This is a genomic window from Ornithinibacillus scapharcae TW25 (assembly GCF_000190475.1).
In the GTDB taxonomy this organism is placed as follows: Bacteria; Bacillota; Bacilli; order Bacillales; family Amphibacillaceae; genus Ornithinibacillus; species Ornithinibacillus scapharcae.
In genome coordinates, this window is record NZ_AEWH01000037.1 from 1 (window position 1) to 19,546 (window position 19,546).

24 protein-coding genes are annotated in these 19,546 nt (G+C 37.2%); 13 read left to right on the plus strand and 11 right to left on the minus strand.

The annotated features are described in order from the left end of the window. Positions 1-166: 166 nt before the first annotated feature. On the minus strand, positions 167-430 hold the full coding sequence (locus G5W_RS0108965) for an Atu4866 domain-containing protein (protein WP_029191072.1): 264 nt from the start codon (positions 428-430) through the stop codon (positions 167-169). Between the two features lie 271 nt (positions 431-701). On the opposite strand from G5W_RS0108965, the gene G5W_RS0108970 reads away from it, so the two are divergent. The 3 genes from G5W_RS0108970 (at position 702) to G5W_RS0108980 (ending at position 3,465) form a co-directional block, all read left to right on the plus strand. Continuing rightward, positions 702-1,583, plus strand: coding sequence for an AraC family transcriptional regulator (locus tag G5W_RS0108970; RefSeq protein WP_010096006.1), 882 nt, complete (start codon positions 702-704; stop codon positions 1,581-1,583). Positions 1,584-1,998: 415 nt separating this feature from the next. Continuing rightward, on the plus strand, positions 1,999-2,658 hold the full coding sequence (locus G5W_RS20790; protein WP_010096008.1) for a TetR/AcrR family transcriptional regulator: 660 nt from the start codon (positions 1,999-2,001) through the stop codon (positions 2,656-2,658). Between the two features lie 12 nt (positions 2,659-2,670). After that, positions 2,671-3,465, plus strand: coding sequence for a CPBP family intramembrane glutamic endopeptidase (locus tag G5W_RS0108980; RefSeq protein ID WP_010096010.1), 795 nt, complete (start codon positions 2,671-2,673; stop codon positions 3,463-3,465). Positions 3,466-3,527: 62 nt separating this feature from the next. Here G5W_RS0108980 and G5W_RS0108985 read toward each other — a convergent pair whose 3' ends face one another. Then, positions 3,528-5,336 (minus strand): DNA ligase D, encoded by a 1,809-nt coding sequence (locus G5W_RS0108985; RefSeq protein ID WP_010096013.1) that lies wholly within the window; start codon positions 5,334-5,336, stop codon positions 3,528-3,530. A gap of 112 nt (positions 5,337-5,448) precedes the next feature. On the opposite strand from G5W_RS0108985, the gene ku reads away from it, so the two are divergent. Further along, on the plus strand, positions 5,449-6,288 hold the full coding sequence (gene ku, locus G5W_RS0108990) for a non-homologous end joining protein Ku (protein WP_010096014.1): 840 nt from the start codon (positions 5,449-5,451) through the stop codon (positions 6,286-6,288). A 59-nt stretch (positions 6,289-6,347) separates the two neighbouring features. Here the strand turns inward: ku and G5W_RS20795 are convergent, their stop codons facing one another. Beyond that, the gene (locus tag G5W_RS20795; RefSeq protein ID WP_033445632.1) at positions 6,348-6,578 is read right to left on the minus strand and encodes a hypothetical protein; all 231 of its coding nucleotides are present in this window, start codon (positions 6,576-6,578) and stop codon (positions 6,348-6,350) included. A 363-nt stretch (positions 6,579-6,941) separates the two neighbouring features. Between G5W_RS20795 and G5W_RS0109000 the strand changes: the two genes are divergently transcribed. Beyond that, on the plus strand, positions 6,942-7,955 hold the full coding sequence (locus G5W_RS0109000; protein WP_010096016.1) for an acyltransferase family protein: 1,014 nt from the start codon (positions 6,942-6,944) through the stop codon (positions 7,953-7,955). A 91-nt stretch (positions 7,956-8,046) separates the two neighbouring features. Here G5W_RS0109000 and G5W_RS0109005 read toward each other — a convergent pair whose 3' ends face one another. Further along, positions 8,047-9,393 (minus strand): YjiH family protein, encoded by a 1,347-nt coding sequence (locus G5W_RS0109005; RefSeq protein WP_010096018.1) that lies wholly within the window; start codon positions 9,391-9,393, stop codon positions 8,047-8,049. 256 nt (positions 9,394-9,649) lie between these two features. On the opposite strand from G5W_RS0109005, the gene G5W_RS24480 reads away from it, so the two are divergent. The 3 genes from G5W_RS24480 to G5W_RS0109020 all read left to right on the plus strand — a co-directional run bounded on the left by G5W_RS24480 (position 9,650) and on the right by G5W_RS0109020 (position 10,634). Next, positions 9,650-9,781 (plus strand): hypothetical protein, encoded by a 132-nt coding sequence (locus tag G5W_RS24480; protein WP_010096019.1) that lies wholly within the window; start codon positions 9,650-9,652, stop codon positions 9,779-9,781. Between the two features lie 162 nt (positions 9,782-9,943). Beyond that, positions 9,944-10,249 (plus strand): YwdI family protein, encoded by a 306-nt coding sequence (locus tag G5W_RS0109015; RefSeq protein WP_010096020.1) that lies wholly within the window; start codon positions 9,944-9,946, stop codon positions 10,247-10,249. A gap of 16 nt (positions 10,250-10,265) precedes the next feature. Further along, positions 10,266-10,634, plus strand: a complete 369-nt coding sequence (locus G5W_RS0109020; protein ID WP_010096021.1) for a DUF423 domain-containing protein — start codon at positions 10,266-10,268, stop codon at positions 10,632-10,634. On the opposite strand, the gene G5W_RS0109025 is transcribed toward G5W_RS0109020, so the two are convergent. The 4 genes from G5W_RS0109025 to hemQ form a co-directional block, all read right to left on the minus strand. Continuing rightward, on the minus strand, positions 10,629-10,880 hold the full coding sequence (locus G5W_RS0109025; protein WP_010096022.1) for a hypothetical protein: 252 nt from the start codon (positions 10,878-10,880) through the stop codon (positions 10,629-10,631). The two genes, G5W_RS0109020 and G5W_RS0109025, sit on opposite strands and share 6 nt — an antisense overlap. Before the next feature lie 119 nt (positions 10,881-10,999). After that, a complete protein-coding gene (gene gerQ, locus G5W_RS24240; protein ID WP_010096023.1) occupies positions 11,000-11,479 on the minus strand; it encodes a spore coat protein GerQ in 480 nt (159 codons plus the stop codon). A 23-nt stretch (positions 11,480-11,502) separates the two neighbouring features. Then, the gene (locus G5W_RS0109035) at positions 11,503-11,925 is read right to left on the minus strand and encodes a cell wall hydrolase (RefSeq protein WP_010096025.1); all 423 of its coding nucleotides are present in this window, start codon (positions 11,923-11,925) and stop codon (positions 11,503-11,505) included. A 322-nt stretch (positions 11,926-12,247) separates the two neighbouring features. Further along, on the minus strand, positions 12,248-12,997 hold the full coding sequence (gene hemQ / locus G5W_RS0109040) for a hydrogen peroxide-dependent heme synthase (protein ID WP_010096026.1): 750 nt from the start codon (positions 12,995-12,997) through the stop codon (positions 12,248-12,250). A 378-nt stretch (positions 12,998-13,375) separates the two neighbouring features. Here hemQ and pta point away from each other — a divergent pair, with 378 nt between their 5' ends. After that, positions 13,376-14,350, plus strand: coding sequence for a phosphate acetyltransferase (pta, locus tag G5W_RS0109045; protein WP_010096028.1), 975 nt, complete (start codon positions 13,376-13,378; stop codon positions 14,348-14,350). 54 nt (positions 14,351-14,404) lie between these two features. On the opposite strand, the gene G5W_RS0109050 is transcribed toward pta, so the two are convergent. Both G5W_RS0109050 and G5W_RS0109055 read right to left on the minus strand, forming a co-directional pair. Then, complete coding sequence (locus tag G5W_RS0109050) at positions 14,405-14,803, minus strand: hypothetical protein (RefSeq protein WP_010096031.1); 399 nt, start codon at positions 14,801-14,803, stop codon at positions 14,405-14,407. After that, complete coding sequence (locus G5W_RS0109055; RefSeq protein ID WP_010096033.1) at positions 14,790-15,008, minus strand: helix-turn-helix transcriptional regulator; 219 nt, start codon at positions 15,006-15,008, stop codon at positions 14,790-14,792. Before G5W_RS0109055 ends, G5W_RS0109050 begins: the two co-directional genes overlap by 14 nt. Positions 15,009-15,136: 128 nt before the next feature. Between G5W_RS0109055 and G5W_RS0109060 the strand changes: the two genes are divergently transcribed. Continuing rightward, positions 15,137-15,784 carry a Type 1 glutamine amidotransferase-like domain-containing protein gene (locus G5W_RS0109060; RefSeq protein ID WP_010096035.1) on the plus strand — a complete coding sequence of 216 codons (648 nt, stop codon included), beginning with the start codon at positions 15,137-15,139 and terminating at the stop codon, positions 15,782-15,784. On the opposite strand, the gene G5W_RS0109065 is transcribed toward G5W_RS0109060, so the two are convergent. Next, positions 15,781-16,638, minus strand: coding sequence for a lipoate--protein ligase family protein (locus G5W_RS0109065; protein WP_010096037.1), 858 nt, complete (start codon positions 16,636-16,638; stop codon positions 15,781-15,783). The two genes, G5W_RS0109060 and G5W_RS0109065, sit on opposite strands and share 4 nt — an antisense overlap. Before the next feature lie 100 nt (positions 16,639-16,738). Between G5W_RS0109065 and G5W_RS0109070 the strand changes: the two genes are divergently transcribed. The 3 genes from G5W_RS0109070 (at position 16,739) to G5W_RS0109080 (ending at position 19,123) form a co-directional block, all read left to right on the plus strand. Continuing rightward, entirely contained in the window at positions 16,739-18,040 is a 1,302-nt protein-coding gene (locus G5W_RS0109070) for an HD domain-containing protein (RefSeq protein ID WP_010096039.1), read from the plus strand. A 6-nt stretch (positions 18,041-18,046) separates the two neighbouring features. Beyond that, complete coding sequence (locus tag G5W_RS0109075) at positions 18,047-18,550, plus strand: YwgA family protein (RefSeq protein WP_010096041.1); 504 nt, start codon at positions 18,047-18,049, stop codon at positions 18,548-18,550. A 72-nt stretch (positions 18,551-18,622) separates the two neighbouring features. Further along, positions 18,623-19,123 (plus strand): YwhD family protein, encoded by a 501-nt coding sequence (locus G5W_RS0109080; protein ID WP_010096043.1) that lies wholly within the window; start codon positions 18,623-18,625, stop codon positions 19,121-19,123. The last annotated feature ends 423 nt before the right edge of the window (positions 19,124-19,546 follow it).

Sequence of the window (19,546 nt, forward strand, 5' to 3'; positions counted from 1 at the left end):
GTTTTTTAAAGGGATACTATGTTGTAATTTGCGCGTTGTTCAAGTAAATACCGGTATCTGTATACTTATTATTTGAGCTAACGGGGCATGTTTAGCTCTATTATTAGAAAAGTGTGTTTTTCAAACCAGAAAACACTTATATAGATTATTATTTATTTCGTTATTATTACTTTCTCTCTTCTTCCCGATATAGCACCATACCTGCATGATAAAGTACGCCGTTAATAAAATCACCATCGGCAGTAAATCCTGTATCATCGACATATTCGATATGGTTGTCTTTAATGGTATAGCTGCCTTGATAGGCGCTTTTACGGTTACCGCGGGCTTCATCGTATCGACCGTTTGGAAGCAGCTCGTGCCTAATATAGCCATCCGCGGTCACCCACATACCCGAATAGGAATGAGAATTTACATGTTCTGTTTTCATTTCATAATCTCCTTTCTTACTTAAACGATGGAAGGCACCTGAATCTAGACAGGAATGAAATGTTAATATAGTGAACCAAAGAGCCAAAATAAGATACTTGATCATTTCGTTAACCTCCAATTCAAGGTGTCTGACCATAAATTCATTATGAACTTTTGTGCCAAAGAGGTGGTAGTCGAAAAATATACAATTATTGCCTAATACTCCAATAAACTATAGTATAGGGAGCAAGAGATTCATAAATGTAACTGGAAAGGCGGGGGAACTGTTCATGGAGCGGATTAAGGAATTAGTGGAGTTGATTGAGAAAAATCTAGCAGTAGATGGAATGTATGACACGTCTATCTCCGGATTGCGATTTGTTCGTACTGCCCAGACTTCAGAACCCGTTTATTCTGTTTATGAACCTTCCTTATGCGTTGTGGCGCAGGGTTCAAAATTAGTCATGCTTGGGGAAGAAAGCTATCAGTACGATTCTGCTAGTTATCTGACTGCTTCTGTTCATTTGCCGATTACGGGACAGGTTATAAAGGCTTCACCCGATTACCCTTATTTATGCGTACATTTGCAACTTGATATGAACCAGATTTTCGAAGTCATTCAGTCATCGAGTCAAGTAATTTCTAATGAATCTCCGGGACGTGGTCTGGTAATTAGCCAAATAAATGACTCGCTTCTTGAAGCAGTAATACGGCTTATAAGGCTACTGGAGACTCCACAGGATATTCCAATTCTTGCCGATGGTATCAAACGTGAAATCATCTACCGGATTCTTCAAAATGACCGGAATGATTCCTTGAAGCACTTTGCACTTGCAGGGAGTCAGGCCCAGCGGATTGCAAAGGTGATCGCGGTGTTAAACCGTGAATTTGCGCAGACCTTAAAGGTAAATGAATTGGCGAAAGAAGCCAGTATGAGCTCTTCATCCTTCTACCAACATTTCAAGGAAGTGACGGGTATGAGCCCAATCCAGTTTCAGAAACAGCTTCGGTTGCAGGAAGCACGCCGATTGCTTTTGACGGAAAACCTGGAAGCGGCTGAGGCTGCGTTTCAGGTAGGTTATGAAAGTCCATCTCATTTCAGCCGGGAATACAGCCGTAAATTTGGCCTGTCCCCAATGAAAGATGTACGACGTCTGCGAGAAATGTTGTAATAGACTAGAGGGGTATTCTCTGCTTTTTGTTTTAATCAATTAACAGTGCAATACCTTAAGAAGGTGATCCTATATGGTCTGCCTTTTATTGCGATAAAAGATTTAATATTATTCGGAATTTTTGTTGGTATTTGGATAGATTTATTCAACTAACTGGGCAGGTTAGTTGAAGTTTCATTGAAATAAGTTTAACTATTTTAATTAGAATTTATTTACCCCTTTAGATTGGATTGTCTAAAGGGTTTTCTTGTGTCTAAGTATAGAACTTTCAACATGACGGATTAACTGACTTATTTATTAAGAGTTTCAAAGGGTGAATTTTTAAAATATTTTAAATTTATCATTGACAATTAGTAGTTTGTGACACACAATAAAAATGACACTATAGTCATTTTTATTGTGTGAGGAGGAAATTATGCCTAAGGTAAGTCATGAATATGTAATAAAGAAGAAAAATTCCATTTTAAAAGCAGCTTTATCAGTGTGTACAAATAAGCCACTCTATGAAATTACGATGAGAGATATCATTAAAGCGTCCGGATTAAGTCAAGGGGGTATATATCGCTATTATTCAGATTTAGATGAAATACTTGTTGCAGTCATTAATCAAGCGAATGCAAATGCGGACTATAAGCAAGCAGTAAATACAATCATTGAAAATAGCAATGCTCCTAAAAAGACGCTAGAAAAGCTGTTTACTTTTCTCGGTGAGTACATTAAAGAAAACTTATCAACGGTTGGCAAAATTCAATTTGAACTAACAATCTTATTTGCGAACAATCCTGAAAGACAAACAAAAATTTTACCTAATATTACTGAAAACGAAAGTGGACAATACTTGGTCGAGCAAATATTTAATACCATTCATGAGGGAATTTCTTTAGGGAGCTTTCAGCCTGAAGTACCACTAGATGATTTATTTACTTTTATTATGACTTCCATTGATGGAATTGTAAGGGATGTTGTTTTACAAAAATGTTATGGTATGATCCAAAATGAACAAGCACTATTTGACGAGATTGGACTAATGAAAACTCTATGCAAGTCTGTACAATTATTGTTGGGATGTATATAAGGAGGAAACTTAATGGAGAAAGAGGTAGGAAGGTATCTATTCTATACATTTACTCTGACATGGACATTTTGGGGAGGTTTAGTAATTTTAACCCAATTCGATCTGCTTAAGTTTGGAACTGCATTATCAATAATATTGCTTATTCCTGGCGGTCTTGCACCTGCAATTACTGTGATTTGGCTAAAAAAGAAGTATAGTTCTAAAGAGGAATTCAACTCGTTTATTAGTAATATAAAAAATTATAGACATCCATTAGCATGGTATCTATTTACCGTTGGACTAGCGTTTGTAGCTTGTTTTTTGCCAACACTTTGGGGGGGAGCATCTATGGAGAAGCCCCTATATCTAGCATTAATTAATCTCCCAATCATGATTATCGGAGGTGGTTTAGAAGAAATTGGCTGGCGCGGATATTTACAGCCTACGTTGCAAAAAAAATGGTCGTCTTTCACAAGTACGCTCATTGTGGGCGGTATTTGGGCAATATGGCATCTGCCATTGTGGTTCATAGTTGGTTCAAATCAAATGAGTATGAATTTCCTTTGGTTTACTGTAACTGCTATGGCGTTATCTTTTTTAATGACCGTCATTTATTTAACCACTAAAAGTATCTTTCTATGTATTATTTTTCATGCCTTAATTAATTCATTATGGGAAGTGTATATTCCGGATACAAATGTTTTGTCTGCGTTATTTACGATTTTGTTTGCCCTGGTTATTTTTACTGCATTTGATTTCTATAGAAAGAAGAAAAATACTAAAACGCAACATTTAAAGGCTACTATAGTTGAACAAGAAAGGACATAACATTTATATGAAAATTTGTTATGTCCTTAATCTATTTTGGGTATTGTTATGAGCGGTTCTGACTAATGAATAAGCTTGCTGAGCCTATCCAGATTTTGTTTATCAGCTGCCTCAAAGTAATCCTGAAACGGACAACCTAACGTCTGGACACGTTCGACCACATTTTCTATCGTAAACATCTCTGGAAGTAGATCTTCCGTTACTTCATCCCAATACAGAGGTGTGGACACCGTACCATCATTTGTTTTACGTGCAGAGTAGGGAGCAATAATCGTTTTATCTTTCCCATGCTGTACATAATCAATATATAACTTGCCATGCCGTTTATTTTTCATGCGCTCAGTTGTTGTAATATCAGGTAATTGGTTTTCAATGGTGAGGGCAATTGCTTGCGTGAATACGCCTGTTTCTTCATAGCTAAAGCTTCCTTCCGGTATCGGAATGTGTATCTGAAGACCTTTATTACCAGAAGTCTTTACGAAGGAAATAAGCTGTAAATCGTCTAAGATATGTTTAATTAGTAGCCCGGCTTCAATTGCCAATGAAAACTTTTCTCTTCCTGGTGGATCTAAATCGAACACGATCTCCCTTGGTTTACTACTAGCAATTCCTTGAAAGGGAACATGGAATTCAATCGCCCCATGGTTGGCAAACCACATAAGAGACTCTAAGGAATCGCAAACAATCAACTTTTCCTCGCCATTTCCAACGCCTCGAATATAATCGGGGGCATAGGAAGGAAGATGTTTTTGGAAAAATGATTCCTCACGTACGCCGTCAGGACAGCGAATGATTGTTAAAGCTCTATCCTCTAAAAACGGAAGCATATAGGGCGAAATCTCTCTCATATATGCTAAATAATTACCTTTTGTGAGACTGACATCTGGCCAGTAGAATTTATCGGTGTTGGCGAAGTCTATTTGTTTCGGTAGCATGGAAAGCTCTAATTGTAATTGATCAATCGTGCATTCCTCTGGTTTTATTTCAGGAGCAATTCTTTCAAATTCTGGCTCTCGAAGCTCTCCATCGTAAATATCTAATGTATGAATAACTGCACATATTGCAGGAGGAAGGGTGTAGTGAATACCTTTCTTTTCACCGTTCATCATAAATAACTTTTTTACCGTCGTAAAATCTTCTCCATCAAGACCGTGCTTACATTTACCAACAGGATAGAGGTCATTCCCATTGAATACATGTACATGGAAATAATCATTTTTACTATCAAAAGTAGTAAGGATTCCGTGGATGACTCGCCAATTTTTTATTTTATACCAATCCTGATGTTTCTTCCCCTGTCCATAAACACTCTTTACTCGTTTGGCTATCATGCCCTCGCCTTTGTGGTCGAAAATAATTTTCCACAATTTATCGGGATTCTTAAAAGCTTTCACCAAACCGATTCGCTCCCCGGTGTCGGTTAGAGCTGCTTGATCGAAGAAAGCAGTTAACGATTCTTTTCTACTCTGAAAGTATCTCTTTGATAAATTTTCTCCTGAGAGCTCTAATATATCGAATGCCATTAGCGTTGCTGGTCGCTCCTTGGAGGCTTTTAGAATGGTGGTAGTATTTTTTAATCTTCCTCTTTTTTGAATTCGGGAAAAGTTGCCTTGATAGGGATTATTAAGGATGACAAGCTCCCCATCTAATTTCACAGGGAGAAATTCTTGTACAGAAGCAGTCTTCTCCTGGCAAAAGGATACAATTTCAGGGAACTGGCTGGTTAAATCTTTGTTGTTTTTACTGATTAATTGAACATTTCCTAATTCATCCCAATGGAGGATACAGCGAAATCCGTCGTATTTCACTTCATAACACCAGTCCGTTCCTACTGGTATGTCACTGCTAGCAATTGGCTTCATTACATCCATTTCTAAATAACTCCCTTCACCAATTAAGATGCTTAAAACCAACTGAATTTAAACAGGTTAGGATTAAAAAAAGCCAATATCGACAAACTATGGAAAAAGGGAGGTCTTAAAAATGCATACAATGTGGAAAGGGACAATTAGCTTTGGGCTTGTGAATATCCCTGTAAAGATGCATGCGGCTACTGAAAATAAGGATGTGTCATTACGTCAGCTTCATAAAGAATGTAAATCTCCTATTAAATATGAAAAGGTTTGCCCAGTTTGTGAAAAAGAGGTAGGCAATGATGATATCGTGAAGGGCTATGAATACGCCAAGAATAAATTTGTGATTTTAGATGAAGAAGACCTAGCAGAGTTAAAGAAGGAACAAGAAGATAAGGCGGTTGAGATTATAGACTTCGTTAAATTGGAGGATATTGATCCAATCTACTTTGAAAAGAGCTACTATCTATCGCCAAATGACGGTGGAAGTAAAGCATATGGGTTACTTCGGGCAGCGTTAGAGGATACTGGCAAAATTGGAGTAGCGAAAATGATGATACGTTCAAAGGAACAATTAGCCGTTATACGAGTTTATAAAAATACTCTTGTCGTAGAAACCATCCATTACCCTGATGAAGTCCGTAATGTAGCAGAGGTTCCGAATGTGCCAGAGCAAGTGGAAACGGCGAAAAAAGAACTGGATACAGCAAAAATGCTGATTGATCAATTGACGACAGAATTTGATCCGGAAAAATATAAGGACGAATACCGAACTGCATTGTTAGATTTAATTGAAGAGAAGAAAAATACGGATCAAACGACAACAGCAAAAGATAAACCAAAACCAGATAATGTTACAGATTTAATGGAAGCTTTACAAGCATCATTAGAAAGAGCCAAAAAAGACAAGCCAAAACCTTCCCAACCAAGGAAGAAGAAAGCAGCAGCAAAAAAGAAAGCCGCACAATAATTGCGGCTTTCTTTTTTGGTTAGATTTCTGTGACCTCGGAATTGGTAAGCTCCGCTTTGTTAGCAATTCTTCATAACTGCATCTCTTAAGGCAGAACTTTCATTTATTTGGTATGTAATGGTATTAAATCCAGTTGATTTATATACCTTCATAACACCTGTTAAGTTCTTGGTCATTTCTGGTGTAAGAACATCCATATCGGTACAATCCACAACTAAATCATAAAGTTGACCAGCGATTGGATCAATCTTCATTTTATAATCTTGAAGAAACAGTTCTGCATCTTCCATGGTCATTTTTCCTGCAACAGCCATGAGAACGAGTTTTTTCACCGAGTTTACGGTTATGGATGTCTTTTTTCATAGATGTCTCCTCTTTACTGATATATTTTGAGATTATTATAGTAGTATAGCTTGAATCTATTATCTAAGAAAGTTACATAACGAACGGAAGGTGTGTTAGGAATGCGGAAATAGGTGGCTAACCTATCCACTACAACTAAGAATCCCCATTACACTCCGATATCAATCTTTCAGAACCTTTACATCTCCATAACAACCGTACTAAATCTACTGAAAGGATGCGTATTATTGTTTCGAAGCGGGTAGATAGAAAGTAAACACTTCAGAAAAAACAGTAAAGGAATGAGCATCTTGGAACGTAATGCTTTCTTTGACAACGCAAAACTACTTTTAATTTTCTTAGTCGTATTTGGGCATGCACTGCAGCCGTATATTGGTGACTCTGCCGAATTGCATACCTTGTATACGTGGATTTATACGTTTCATATGCCAGCATTTATATTTCTAGCGGGATTCTTTGCAAAGGGCTTTGGTAATAAAGGATATATCTTGAAATTAGCCAAGAAGCTCTTGATCCCATATTTGATATTTCAAGTAATCTATTCGTCTTATTATTATTTTATAGGGAAATCTGATTGGCTTACAGATATTTTTTATCCTCATTGGTCATTATGGTTTTTAATTAGTTTATTTTGTTGGCATATGTTATTAGTTTGGTTTAAACGAGTTCCTGCATATATTGGTATATTATTGGCAGTTGTATTAGGAATTTTAGTTGGGTATTTAGCGGGAGTAGGCCATTCTTTCAGTTTATCAAGGACGTTTGTTTTCTTCCCATTCTTTTTGATAGGATTTTGGTTGAAAGAAGAACATCTAATGTACTTGAAACGAAAATGGATAAAAGTTGTTTCCATCGGGGTTATGGCTATTATTGCGGTGGGTATTTACTTCGCTCCAGAGATTAATACAGGATGGTTACTGGCTTCGAAGTCGTATTATGACTTAGGATTGGACGAATTTGGAGGAATTGCGAGATTACTTGTCTATTTGACTTCAACTTTAATGGCAGCAAGTGTCCTAGCTTGGATTCCTTCTAAACGCTATTCTATAACAAAATTAGGAGAAAGAACTTTATATGTTTATTTGTTACATGGATTTATCATTCAATATTTACGAGAATACCATGTATTTGAAGTGAACGGTCCCTTGGATGTGATCGGACTTGTGGGCATTTCGATAGTTATTGTTTGGACGCTATCTAGTAAGCCAGTTATCATTATTAGCCAACCAATTATCGAATGTAATACTAGATATTTGAAAAAATATTTAAAAACAACAAGGGTTTTTGAAACATTTTCCAGATAAAATACGTATATATAAGTAGCCCCCTTTTCTAGATAGTAAAAAACCAAACCTAAATTGCTAGGTTTGGTTTTTTGTCATTTCCGTCCACTTTTTAGAAAATAATATGTGCAATCAATACAATGATAGGTAACGTAATAATTGTTCTTAATAGGAAGATAAATACTAGGTCTTTAAAGGAAACTGGAACCTTGGAACCTAATAGCAATCCACCGACCTCAGACATATAAATCAGCTGCGTGACAGATAATGCAGCAATAATAAATCGAGTGATGTCAGCCTCAATAGAAGCACCAATTACCGAAGGGAGGAACATATCAGCAAATCCAATTAGGATTGTTTCAGATGCTTCCTTAGCATAAGGCACTTGCATGAGCTCAAGTATTGGGATGAACGGCATACCTAGCCATGTGAATAAAGGTGTATATTCCGCAATAATAAGAGCAACTAATCCTAGTGCCATCACGACTGGTGCAACACCCATCCACATATCTAAGACGTTTTGACCGCCTTCTTTGATAAATTGATAAAAACTCGATTCTCTTCTAGCACGTTTGATAGCTTTATCATAACCAAATGTAAACGCATTGTGGTTTTCAGGAATAGTTTCCTCAATCCCGGCTGCTTCCTCATTCACATAGGTATCGGCTTTTCGAGATAGAGGCGGGATCCTCGGCATAATAAGCGCAGCAATAAGTCCAGCAAATAAAACCGTTAAATAAAATGGTATAAACATATATTCGAGGTCAACTTGCTGGATAACCACTAATGAAAAAGTAATCGATACAACAGAAAATGTTGTCCCAATTACGGCTGCTTCCCGTTTCGTATAATAACCTTCTTCATATTGCTTGCTTGTTAATAGCACACCAATGGTTCCGTCCCCAATCCAAGATGCGAGTGCATCAATGGAGGATCTCCCAGGTAATTTAAATAGTGGGCGCATGAACTTGGTTGAAAGGGTCCCGAACAACTCCATTAAGCCGAAGTTCATTAATAATGGTAAAAAGATACCAGCGAATAAGAACACGGCGAAGAGAACATGTAATAGGCTATCTAATAACAGTTGTCCAGTGGCCTCACCATGAATTGCTTCTGGTCCGAGTTTGAAATAGACCATGACAGCAAATATTGCTGCAAGTACTCTTGCGATTGTCCAAAACCAATTTACAAATAATAAATTTTGGAAAAACGGTGTTCTAGATAATTTATCTTTACCAATTATTCTCGCCATGACAGTAAGAATAGCGGTGATCGTGATAATAATCATCATGATAAATGACAGTTGATTTGCTAGTATATCTTGCACCCAATTTGCTAGTACAGCAATCGGAATAGTCATTCCTTCTTCTGTTTTTATCGGAACAATAAAGAGAAGGATGCCTATTATGGAAGGGATAATAAACTTGAGGTGTTCTCCCAATGTGTAAGAATGTTTCATCATAACCCCACCTTGATTGATTTAATATAAATTCATTTGACCTTTATTAGTATAAAGTATGCATATTTACTTGTCAAAATGTATTTTTATTAGAATGCTAGTTTGTTAGTATGGTTTATATTTTATGTGGTGAATGACTAATTTATTAATTCATTAATTCATATGATTCGTTAAGACTGTATATATGAAAAAATGTTGCTTATATATTCTAAAAATTGTAATATATAAGCATATATAACATTAGAGGGGGTAGCGTATGAGAAACTATTTGCAAATGCATGAAGAATTTGAAGAGAAGCTAGGGCGTGACCTTACAAATGATGAGATACAGTTTTTGCAGTGGGTTTTCAATCGCTATATGGAAGAAAAGAATCAGCAAAGTGCATAAACAACAATAACCCTAATGGAAGAAGCGAAAGTCTTGGTGATAACAAGGCTTTTTAATTTTGCCTATTTACAGACGGAAAAGATGGCTACTTTACTTTGAGTTGGGGAGACTTTTAGGTATGATAGAGAAGGATAATTTTTAAATAATAGAGGAGTGTCTCTAGTGCCAGTTGGTAATGATACGGTATTAAAAAAGATAATGCATGAACTACAGCAAGCGACAAATAAACAACATAAACAAGAGGAAATGTTAAAGCACATTGCTAATATAAAATTACTATGTGACCTTTTCTTGATGGAAGAAGGAACAGAATCTCCTGATAATAGGGAAGAGGAAATTAGCGCAGTAGAATTAAAAGCGATGTTAGGGGAGAGACAGACACAGGCTCCATCCCAGCAACCAACCTTCAAAAAGTCGATTGAATTAGACGATGAGGATGGTAATGGGGATTCACTTTTTGATTTTTAATAGGGGAGAGATAACAATGAAATTATTTCTAATTTTAGGAGTAATAAACGGGTTTTTAGCCGTAGCACTTGGGGCTTTTGGTGCTCATGGCTTAGAAGGAAAGCTAACAGAAAAGGCGTTAAGGACATGGGAAAAAGCTGTCACCTATCAAATGTTCCATACAGGAGCACTTTTAGCTACAGGCTTGCTGGGCTTAAAGTTCCAATCAAGTAGTTTGGCTAGTGCAGGATGGTTGTTCTTTATTGGAATTATTTTATTTTCTGGTAGCTTGTATGTATATTCAACGTCAGGGATAAAAACCTTTGCTATGATTACACCGATTGGTGGGTTTGCATTCTTAATCGGATGGGTACTGCTAGGGTATGCTGTAGTTAAATTTTTATAAGAATAGTAAAAGAAATGTCGCAAATAGTATTAGTAACACAGACCTTGCTAATTGTTTGAATCCTTGTGTTTGATTGTATGAATTGATCGCTAATAAACCATCAAAGATAAGACTTGCAGCGACTAAATAAATACAGAGTACAATCAGCAAGAATATTCCTTGAATTAAAGCTATTAGTCCAAAAATAATTGCTAGACCAATAGCAACGAGTTCACCACGAATGAACTTTTCGTAAGGGTGTCGCATGTAATCGCCTCACCAACATTGTAATATTGTATGTAGAAAAAAGGATGGTACTAATGGGTACCATCCTTTTGTTTGGTTGACCATTATCTAGTGGGCAAGGTACAAACCCAAATTGCATTTTACCTAGGAGAGTATGTTGCAAGATTAGGATTGCTACCAAAAGGGTACTCATAATTCAACTCTTCATCGAAAGTAATGTAATCAAGATAAACCATTAATAGCAAGTAACGCTTCCCAGTTTGCGGATCGCTAAGTATGATATGATCTCGACCCGCAGCCTCAATTACGCCACGGAAGATTTTAGCATTCCATTCGCTATTGTTCTCAAACGTCATATAGACGGTTGCTACCTTCCCGCGATTCAAGCGAAGAATATTTTCAATATATGATTGTTCTGCTGGTAGCATCCCTGGTACGTTAATAAACGGTGATTGCTGTTGTTGCTGTGGCTGCTGTTGAGTAAGTTGTTGGCCTTGTGGAAGTGGAAATTGGCGGTAATTAAATGCTGGATAGTAAGCTGGAGATGCTTGTGGGAAGTAATAATAGGGCTGTTGCCCAAAATTTGCATTGTTTTGTGAATTTCCTTGGTTGTCTGTCATTCGAAAAACCTCCTAAAAGTTAATTAAAATACAGTTGGACAATCGGAAGCAGTAGGGGAATAAAAGCAATGTGACTTAAACCTCCCACTGTTCCATTGGTCATACCACTGTGCAGGACAATTTCCCTCTGGTCTAAAGAACCATAGGGAGTTTGTTGCTGGATGAAATCTTTCCCCTTTAATTGTACGACGAGCCAATCTCTTTTCTGAATCCCTAGCTCGCTGATAAAAATAGCCTTTTATAGTAGCCTCGAATCCGCCAGGACTCTGAAAAACCATGTCATTAATACTTCGTATATCTTTAAAATCTAAGCAGTCAGCACGTACGCGATTAACCCCCACATTACCAACCATAAGCATACCTTGTTTGCCATCGCCTTCTGCTTCAGCACGAATTAATCGGGCTAATAGATCCACATCACTTTCGTTATGGGGTATTACTGCCATTCGTACACCTCACTTCTCTCCAAGGTCTACTAAGATTATATGTATGATTGGGCGGATGGTGATATGACTAGAGAATATAATTAGGAAAATTTATATCAAGCTTAGGGGAATGGGGTGCTGGTAGATAATCTTTAGCGATATATCTAACAACTTTAGCGCTTTCCCTCTAACTTTGGCTTTTAGACAGAAAATGCCATGTTATGGTTAACATAACATTTTCGGATAAAAAGTGAATTAACAAAATTTCAGTTGTTTCGAGGTTAATGTAAAAATAGGTAGAAAAAAAGACCTTCTGTCGAAACAGAAAGTCTTCATACTTTAATTATACTTCCATGAATTTAGCAATTTCGTCTTTTTTCAGTAAGTTACCGACAAAGAACTCGCCAAATTCGCCATATTTGGAGCTAACTTCATCAAAGCGCATTTCATAAACAATTTTCTTGAATTGAAGTGGCTCATGAGCGAATAACGTTACGCCCCATTCCCAATCATCTAGTCCGATGGAACCAGTGATGATTTGTTTAACTTTACCTGCATATTTACGTCCAGTTTTACTATGCTCATACAGCATTTTACCGCGTACGTCCTTCTCTAATGTATACCAGTTTTCATCCCCAACACGGCGTCTATCCATTGGATAGAAACAAGCATGCTCCCATTTTGGAAGAATAGGCTTTAGACGGGCTTGTGTTTCAGGTAAAGTTTCTGGATCAATGCCATCTTTAGCTGGGCGGTATTTCGATAGTTCTACAACCGATAGATAGGAATGAGCAGGAGTAAGGAATTCCGCAAATTTAGATTTGTTTAATTCGGTTTCTAACTCATTCAATTCTTCCATTGTAGGACGTAGGAACATAAACATAAAATCAGCTTTCTGACCTACTATTTTATACATAGCATGAGAACCATTTTTTGCATCTTCAACAGCTTCCCATTTATTAATTAATGCTTCAAAGCTAGCGATAGCTTCTTTTTGTTCCTCTGGAGTTGAGGTTTTCCAATAGCTCCAATCAACCGTGCGGAAGTCGTGTAGGCTATACCAACCATCCATTGTTTCGACAGCTTCAACCATATGTATCTCTCCTTCATTAAAAATGATTTTTATCAAAGGCTACAGGCAATTTTTACCCCACCCGAGAATAGAGATTACAAATGGGGGGATAAGCTATCATGAAGCCCGTTTTCTACTAGCATTCTTACTAGCGAAAGGTTTACCTTATAAGTTTACTATATCACAATTGAAAATCATAATCATGAAAGAGCTCTTGAGTAAAAACCTTGTCAACTCAAGGGTTTCAGTGGTTGTCACGATATTGTCAAAACTGCAACGAGTGTCATTTCTTTCACAATGTAAGGATTTATACTATCATAATCTTTATTCATCATGTTCTATGCAACATTTTGTGTAGTTGATACATATTAAGAACATACGACAATTGGAGGTTGAAGAATGGGACATTTATTTGATGAAGTAAAAGCCAAGGTAAATGGCAAAGATAAATCGATTGTTTTTCCAGAAGGATTGGATGAACGTATTTTAACTGCAGCAGGTAGACTAGGCACAGATGGTGTCTTGAAACCTATTTTAGTTGGTAATAAAGATGCCGTTCAAAAGAGGGCAGACGAGTTAAATATTGATTTAACAAATACTACAGTACTTGATCCTAGTAATTATGAGAAATTTGATGAAATGGTTCAAGCATTTGTCGAACGTCGTAAAGGTAAAGCAACAGAAGAGGATGCCCGTAAAATGCTGTTAGATGAAAATTATTTTGGAACAATGCTCGTTTACATGAATGAAGCAGATGGACTTGTTAGTGGTGCTGCCCATTCAACAGCAGATACAGTACGCCCAGCTCTTCAGATCATTAAAACAAAAGAGGGCGTTAAAAAAACATCTGGTGTATTTATCATGGTTCGTGAAGATGAAAAATATGTCTTTGCAGATTGTGCAATTAATATTGCACCTGACAGCAATGACTTGGCAGAAATCGCTGTAGAATCTGCAGTTACTGCTAAATTATTTGGTGTGGATCCAAAAGTTGCGATGTTAAGCTTTTCTACAAAAGGATCTGCTAAATCTCCTGAAACAGAAAAGGTAGTGGAAGCACTTCAATTAGCTAAGGAAAAAGATGCATCATTAGTCATTGATGGAGAGTTCCAATTCGATGCAGCATTTGTTCCAAGTGTAGCAGCTAAGAAAGCTCCAGATGCAGTAATCAAGGGGGATGCGAACGTATTTGTATTCCCGAGTCTAGAAGCAGGAAACATTGGGTATAAAATCGCACAACGCCTTGGTGGTTTCGAAGCGGTTGGCCCGATTTTACAAGGTCTAAACAAACCAGTGAATGATTTATCTCGTGGATGTAGTGCTGAAGATGTTTATAATCTGGCATTAATTACGGCTGCACAAGCTGTTCAATAAAAACGTATGGCAAAGCTTGCAATAGGGGATTCTATTGCAAGCTTTTTTGTGCTGTTAACGACTTTTTAAAATTAAAGTACCTATACCGCTAATGCACATATAGGACATGATGATAATCCAAAGGAAAGAAATAGATATACTACTTACTTCCATAAAAGAGATAACGGATAGGGCAATAAATAATAAACCAAGAAAGCTATATGCAGAATAGAAGTGGAATTTCATGATGTTTTGACGAGTTCGTTCATCGAAGTCTGGGGTATTGTCTTGTTTCCGTTTTGCAATAATGATGTTGATCGTTATTAAGATGACTGCGACAATTAAAGCACCTAGTATAGCAGCAGTTGAAAATTCACCCTTTATGGAGAGGGAGATTAGCTGACCTAAAAATGAGCCAATGACAAGTCCCACCGCACCGAGTGAGAGCATCCAGTTTCTCTTACCCCTTTTCATCCTCATCCTCCTCTAATTGAAATACATCATCAAATCTAAGATTAAAATACTTAACAATTTTTAATGCTAACTCAAGACTTGGATTATATTTATTGTTTTCAATAGCTGTAAACGTTTGGCGTGTCACTTGTAGTTCCTCAGCCATTTCTAGTTGTTTAATTCCTTTCGCTTTTCTTATTTCCTTAATTTTATTGGTGACTGGCATGGAAGTGTCTCCTTATCAACGAAATGTAAAGATATCTTTACATATTTTATATCAGGATTCCGATAAAAAGTAAAGAATTTTAAGAAACTTGTGCTATAATAGTTCAAAAATCAGAGGAGAGAAAAGACATGGACAGGCACTTGTTTCTCTTTGGCGGTGGTTCACCCTTTACCCCGAAATTTGCAAGGAAATATGTTGGGCTATGTTCATCGGGGAAAATCATTTTGCTATACCTGGATGGAGGAGATGCCTTTATTCCAAGATACACAAGTCTATTAAAGGAATTAGGACATAAGAGTTTCTGTAATCAACCATTACCATCTACACCAAAAGAAGAGGTTATTCAAAATATCCAAGACTGCAGTGGAATTATTATCTGTGGTGGAGACAGTATTGCATATGCAGAAGCAATAGTCGACACACCAATCTCGACGGCGGTGCAATCAGCATACCAGATTGGAATACCAATAGCAGGATTCTCTGCCGGTGCTTTAATAAGTCCTGAAGTATGTGTGATCTCTAGCAGAGATAGTGGGCTGGATTCCTATCAAAAGAGAGCGGGTCTTGGGTTGGTTCGTGACACTCTGATAGCGGTCCATTTTACGCAATGGAATGAACGGAATCATCTGGAACAAATTACAACCGCTATACCATCGACCCACAATTATGGAATTGATGAAAATACAGGTCTATATTTTCATAACGGAACCCTTCAACAAACTGATGGTGGCGATGTTTTCACCATAAATAACGGAAGCTTAATTAAAATTAACTAAGCTTCCGTTTGCCATTGGCTAACCTGTTTATTTCGCTTTAGCATTTGCTCATAGCGTTTTTCAAATACAGCAATTTCATCAGTTGAAAAAGGAATTTCGACAACCTTGCTTAATTCCTGTAATGTAGTGAAAACACGTCTTTTCATGTCATTTACGGTAATAGGATGACCGGTTAAATTCGACAGTGAACCCATTACATCGGGATTAACCATTGGATAGTCGAATTTTGTATCCTCGCCTTTTTTACTGATATCATAGAATTGGCGTATCAACGCTGCTCGCTCATGACTACTACCTTCTAAGTCCAAATATATCTGTATCGCAGCACCATCTCGAACTCGTCGTTGTGAAATTCCTGCAAATTTTTTGCCATGAATACTTAAGTCATAATCACCAGGACAATAAGATTCTACGATTTCATATGCCTTAATGTCATGGGTGATATCGCGTAGCATATATTGAATGAAACTTACCATTGCCTCATAACAGTCATGAATCGACAATTCTTTTACTCCAGGTATAACAAGAGAGAGATTCAGTACACCTTTATCTAGTGCAACCGCAAGTCCTCCAGAATTTCTTACGACAACATGATAACCATGTTCAGTTAGGAGTTTAACCCCTTCCTCAACATAAGGTAAACGTGCATCAGGAATCCCCAGCACAATCGTCTCGGGATGAACCCATAACCGCATAACGGGTGGAGAGCTCTCCATGCTGACAGAGGTTGCTAGTGCGTCATCTATAGCGAATGATGTAAGTGCAGTATTTGGGACATGGTGAAAAGTTTTTTCCTCGGTGTGATCAATGTAACGGAAAGTCGTATGGTGTATGATTTCCTGCCATGTTTTCATAATAGTCTCCTTCTAATTCTCGCGAAATTTGTCTTTTTTCGTCTGGCTAACTATTATATAATAATAACAAAATCGTCAAATAGAAACGAGTTGAAACATAGTGGCGTATAAAGATGAACTCTTACATGAGGAAAAGGTATTTAAGGACCCTGTACATCGATATGTACATGTACGTGACCGTGTTATCTGGGACCTAATCGCTACACCGGAATTCCAACGGCTTCGCAGAATAAAACAGCTAGGAACAACGAATATTACATTCCATGGTGCAGAACATAGCCGTTTTAATCATTCATTAGGTGTTTATGAAATTGTCCGTAGAATCATTAATAATTTTCAGGGTAGAACACATTGGAACAATGATGACAGATTATTATGTATGTGTGCTGCCCTTCTACATGATTTAGGACATGGTCCATTCTCGCATTCCTTTGAAAAAGTATTTAAACTTGATCATGAATATTTTACCCAACAAATCATTTTAGGCGATACATATGTCAATAAAATTTTGGATCGGGTAAGCCCTGGTTTTGCCCAGGAAGTGGCAGATGTTATTGCAAAAACACATTCTAATAAACTAGTAGTCAGTTTGATTTCCAGTCAAATAGACGCAGACCGGATGGACTATCTACAACGTGATGCTTATTTTACTGGAGTTAGTTATGGACATTTTGATATGGAGCGGATTTTACGTGTCATGCGTCCAATCGAGGATCAGGTAGTGATTAAATCTTCTGGTATGCATGCGGTGGAAGATTATATTATGAGTCGTTATCAAATGTACTGGCAAGTATATTTCCACCCTGTTACACGCAGTGCGGAGGTTATTTTAACGAAAATTCTCCACCGTGCGAAACACTTGTATGAATCAGATTACAATTTCAAATTACAACCAACACATTTTCTATCGTTTTTCTCAGGAGATGTATCCTTGAAAGAATATCTTAAGTTGGATGAATCTATTGTGCACTACTACTTCCAGCTGTGGCAGGAAGAAGATGATGAGATTTTAAGCGACCTATGTGAGCGATTCATGAATCGGCGCTTATTTAAATATGTCGAATTTAACCCGAATAAACAGATTAATGACTTATTACGACTAATTGACTTATTCAAGGATGCTGGAATTAATCCGGATTATTACCTTGTTGTCGACTCCTCATCTGATTTACCATATGATTTCTACCGTCCAGGTGAAGAAGAGGAAAGACTACCAATTCATTTATTAATGCCGAATGGTACGTTAAAAGAACTATCTAGGCATTCCGATATCGTAGAATCTATATCTGGTAAAAAGAGAACCGATCATAAGTTGTATTTTCCTAAAGATTTACTTCAAACAATTACAAATGAAAAAATCGTGCAAGAAATCACAGAAATTCTATATGGCAAGGAGATGTAATCATAAATGCTTGAGAATCATGCAAAACTAATGCAGTTTTTTTCCCAAGCGAAAGAGGTAACCGGGAGAAAAAAGCTTCAAAAAATGGTCTATATTTTACAGTCATTTGGGGTACCGTTTGAGGAGAAATTTCAGTTCCACTTCTATGGTCCATATTCCGAAGAGCTATCATTACGTATTGAGGAATTGTGTAATCTAGGATTTTTAAATGAAGAAAAAGAAGTAAAGAGCAATTATTTTCAATATCATTATACGTTAACCAAAGATGGTACACAGTTTTTAAATCAGTTTAAAGTTAACATGCCAAGTTGTACAGAAAGTATTGAAATGTTACAAGAAAAGAGCTCCCGTTTTCTAGAGCTTGTGTCCACGATGCTTTATTTTAAGGAACTGCCGAGGGAAGAAGTGATAGCCAAGGTTCATACGGTTAAGCCTAAGCAGAAGTTCAGTGATGAGGAAATAGAGGAAGCGTGGAAACTAATGGATGATTTGGCGTTAAGACTTCAGTGATCTTGAATAGGTGAAATTGATTGGTGTGCGTGCTACAATAGGAGATAATGAGTTTATATTGGAGGCAAACCAATGAGTGAAGAGAAAAAGAATCGCTTTACGATAATAAAAGATGATTCCAATGATGGCCACGGTGGTTATGGGGTAGGTGCAATCAGTCTAGAAAACATGTCATCTATTATCGTTGATCCAAATGAAAATAAAGCTTATGTCGATATGGGTGCGATGCATGCTCGCAGTGAAGTGGAACGTAGAGTAAAGTTCCAACCAGACCGTACGAAAGTGCCGAATGGACTACTATACTGGATTGTATGGGTGAATGTCGAACGTAATCAAAATGGTCCATACTATGCAGGAGTGACAGGCTGTGAAATCTTAGTGGATCGCCCAAATAAGATTGCTTATAAATCAATGCCAGAGCATGTAAAACATATGGAAAAGTCTTTAAAAGGTCATATTATTGTTGACCATATGGACGAACAGTCAAGACATTTATTACGAGATTTCCTAAAAGAATTCAAACCTGATTTTTGGGAGAATTCAACGGATGAATTGAAGAAAGCACTGGACTAACAACACTTCTGTTGTTAGTCTTTTTTAAATAGTCTTACACTGCTATTAAAAAAACGATCGCATTTGCAAAAGGACAAGCGAATGCGAGTTTTCTAATAAGGGATTTCCTAAGCCCTAAATCAATAAAGAGTCATTAAAAAGTAAGAATGTGAACAAAATGTGTCTGAATAATGAATCTTTATTTAAAGTGTTGTTATTTGTTCAAGAAATTTGTAAACTAAGTAATACATGGGCTTACTCATGTATTACTAGGACAAAAAAAGCAGCCGACTACACGCAAGCTGGACACTTGCTGTAAGTCGGCTGCTTTTTTGTTTTCATATCTAATGTAGAAAGAACTCGCGCGCCCATGTGCTTAATTCACGCGAGCCTAGCAAGCTGGAGTAAGTTTAAGAAGTCCCCGCGCCAGAAGAGCTACATCAC

Bases quoted from the DNA above. Each gene is read 5' to 3' on its own strand.
- hemQ (WP_010096026.1), bottom strand. From the start codon at position 12,997: ATGGTTGAAGCTGTCGAAACAATGGATGGTTGGTATAGCCTACACGAC.
- G5W_RS0109080 (WP_010096043.1), top strand. From the start codon at position 18,623: ATGAGTGAAGAGAAAAAGAATCGCTTTACGATAATAAAAGATGATTCC.
- gerQ (WP_010096023.1), bottom strand. From the start codon at position 11,479: ATGACAGACAACCAAGGAAATTCACAAAACAATGCAAATTTTGGGCAA.
- G5W_RS0108970 (WP_010096006.1), top strand. From the start codon at position 702: ATGGAGCGGATTAAGGAATTAGTGGAGTTGATTGAGAAAAATCTAGCA.
- G5W_RS0108980 (WP_010096010.1), top strand. From the start codon at position 2,671: ATGGAGAAAGAGGTAGGAAGGTATCTATTCTATACATTTACTCTGACA.
- G5W_RS0109025 (WP_010096022.1), bottom strand. From the start codon at position 10,880: ATGCGACACCCTTACGAAAAGTTCATTCGTGGTGAACTCGTTGCTATT.
- G5W_RS0109020 (WP_010096021.1), top strand. From the start codon at position 10,266: ATGAAATTATTTCTAATTTTAGGAGTAATAAACGGGTTTTTAGCCGTA.
- G5W_RS0109055 (WP_010096033.1), bottom strand. From the start codon at position 15,008: ATGCCAGTCACCAATAAAATTAAGGAAATAAGAAAAGCGAAAGGAATT.
- pta (WP_010096028.1), top strand. From the start codon at position 13,376: ATGGGACATTTATTTGATGAAGTAAAAGCCAAGGTAAATGGCAAAGAT.
- G5W_RS0108965 (WP_029191072.1), bottom strand. From the start codon at position 430: ATGAAAACAGAACATGTAAATTCTCATTCCTATTCGGGTATGTGGGTG.
- G5W_RS0109035 (WP_010096025.1), bottom strand. From the start codon at position 11,925: ATGGCAGTAATACCCCATAACGAAAGTGATGTGGATCTATTAGCCCGA.
- G5W_RS0109065 (WP_010096037.1), bottom strand. From the start codon at position 16,638: ATGAAAACATGGCAGGAAATCATACACCATACGACTTTCCGTTACATT.
- G5W_RS0109005 (WP_010096018.1), bottom strand. From the start codon at position 9,393: ATGAAACATTCTTACACATTGGGAGAACACCTCAAGTTTATTATCCCT.
- ku (WP_010096014.1), top strand. From the start codon at position 5,449: ATGCATACAATGTGGAAAGGGACAATTAGCTTTGGGCTTGTGAATATC.
- G5W_RS20795 (WP_033445632.1), bottom strand. From the start codon at position 6,578: ATGGAAGATGCAGAACTGTTTCTTCAAGATTATAAAATGAAGATTGAT.
- G5W_RS0108985 (WP_010096013.1), bottom strand. From the start codon at position 5,336: ATGGATGTAATGAAGCCAATTGCTAGCAGTGACATACCAGTAGGAACG.
- G5W_RS0109075 (WP_010096041.1), top strand. From the start codon at position 18,047: ATGCTTGAGAATCATGCAAAACTAATGCAGTTTTTTTCCCAAGCGAAA.
- G5W_RS0109050 (WP_010096031.1), bottom strand. From the start codon at position 14,803: ATGAAAAGGGGTAAGAGAAACTGGATGCTCTCACTCGGTGCGGTGGGA.
- G5W_RS0109060 (WP_010096035.1), top strand. From the start codon at position 15,137: ATGGACAGGCACTTGTTTCTCTTTGGCGGTGGTTCACCCTTTACCCCG.
- G5W_RS20790 (WP_010096008.1), top strand. From the start codon at position 1,999: ATGCCTAAGGTAAGTCATGAATATGTAATAAAGAAGAAAAATTCCATT.
- G5W_RS24480 (WP_010096019.1), top strand. From the start codon at position 9,650: ATGAGAAACTATTTGCAAATGCATGAAGAATTTGAAGAGAAGCTAGGG.